The sequence below is a fragment of the Skermanella aerolata KACC 11604 genome, from assembly GCF_000936425.1.
Taxonomy (GTDB): Bacteria; Pseudomonadota; Alphaproteobacteria; order Azospirillales; family Azospirillaceae; genus Skermanella; species Skermanella aerolata.
Window position 1 is genome coordinate 1 of record NZ_AVFK01000154.1, and the last position, 1,586, is coordinate 1,586.

Consider the following 1,586-nt stretch of genomic DNA (forward strand, 5'->3'; position numbering starts at 1 on the left):
AGGTAGGTGAGTGGCGCGGGGCATCTCAGCCCCGCGCTCTCCCAGAACCGGACGTGAACCTCTCGATTCATCCGGCTCCCATCATCCAGCTGTGGCTCCGAGGGTCCAATGGGCGAACAGGGTCGGATTGCGCCGCCTGAGCGAACTCAACCATTCCCAAGTCGCCTTCGTGTGACCCCGGAACCGTTTGTATTTGCGGGAGGCCCACCGCACGATGAAAGCGTCGATCGTGCGGAGTTCATCGCGAAGCTTCGAGGGATAGAACCGCCCGTAGTAGCGCACCCATCCGCTGAGGACAGGACGAACCCACTTGGCGATGTCTTCCAGATCAAGGTCGCTGCGGAAATGCAGGCGCCACCGGCGCACGCTTCGACGCATTCTTATACCGGCGGTCTTGCTGACCGCTGGAATGAAGCTGACAAAGCGTTTGCCGGTGCGGTTCTTCGCCAATCTCGGCCTGAATGTGAAGCCGAGAAAGTCGAAGGACCGAACCGGGTACTTTCCAGTGCGATTGGCATCTTTGCAGTAAACGATCTTGGTCTTTTGCGGGTGCAGTTGCAGACGGCATTCCGCAAACCTCTGCTTCAGCGCCTGATGCAACTCAAGCGCCTGTACCTCGCTCCGACAATGGCAGATGGCGTCATCGGCATAGCGTTCGAACGGGATGTCCGGGAACTCCCTGTCCATCCAGCAATCGAACGCATAGTGAAGAAAAAGATTCGCCAGCACGGGACTGACAACCGAGCCCTGCGGACTTCCTCTTTCCCGGTCTACCAAGGTTCCGTCCGGCATGCTCACAGGTGCCTTGAGCCACCGCTCGAGATACAGAAGCACCCATTTGCAGTCGGTGTGTCGGCGCACCGCCCGCATCAGAAGTCCCCAATCTATTTCGTCGAAGAAGCTTTTGATGTCGAGGTCCAGCACCCAGTCACGGCTCCAGCATCGCTGGCGCGCCGTGGCCAGGGCATCATGCGCTGATTTCCCGGGCCGATATCCGTAGGAATCCTTATGAAACCTGGGTTCCAGGATCGGCTCCAGGTATCGTTTGACGACCATCTGGGCAATCCTGTCGGAAACCGTCGGCACGCCAAGCGGCCTGGTTCCTCCAGTATCTCCCTTCGGGATGTCAACGCGACGCACCGGTGGCGGGAAGTAGCTTCCGGAGCTCATCCTATTCCAGATCCGATAGAGGTTCCCTTTCAGGTCCCGGTCGAAATCCTCGATAGTCTCTCCGTCAACGCCCGCCGCCCCTTGGTTCGCCTTCACTTGCTTGTACGCCTCCCACACCTCACGCTTGGGAATACAAAATGGCTTCGCCTTATCCATGCAGGTCATCCCCTCTCGGGTTGTCCGCTGAATAAAGCCGGATGACGGCGCCCCTTCGGTCCGGTCCCATTACAGGACCTTCATCCCTACTACGAGCGCCTCCGCCCCTGTGCCCCGCATCGGTACTCGGACCCTCACGGCGACTGACCGCTTGGGTTTCTCCCTTCACATCGGGACGACAGGTTCCTGTGTTCCTTATCGGAGCCTGTCTCAAGGTCACGCCACCTTCATGCCGGACGCCGGTTGGGCAGTCGGCAGGC

Annotated in this window: 1 protein-coding gene; it reads right to left on the bottom strand. The window is 59.5% G+C overall.

Translation table 11 applies throughout. The features are described from left to right. Positions 1-81: 81 nt before the first annotated feature. Positions 82-1,326: a group II intron reverse transcriptase/maturase gene (gene ltrA, locus N826_RS38910; RefSeq protein WP_044437973.1), complete on the bottom strand. Its 1,245-nt coding sequence runs from the start codon at positions 1,324-1,326 to the stop codon at positions 82-84. Between the last annotated feature and the right edge of the window lie 260 nt (positions 1,327-1,586).

What these genes read in the sequence shown, in the direction of transcription:
- ltrA (WP_044437973.1), bottom strand. Translation starts at nt 1,326, where the DNA reads ATGGATAAGGCGAAGCCATTTTGTATTCCCAAGCGTGAGGTGTGGGAG.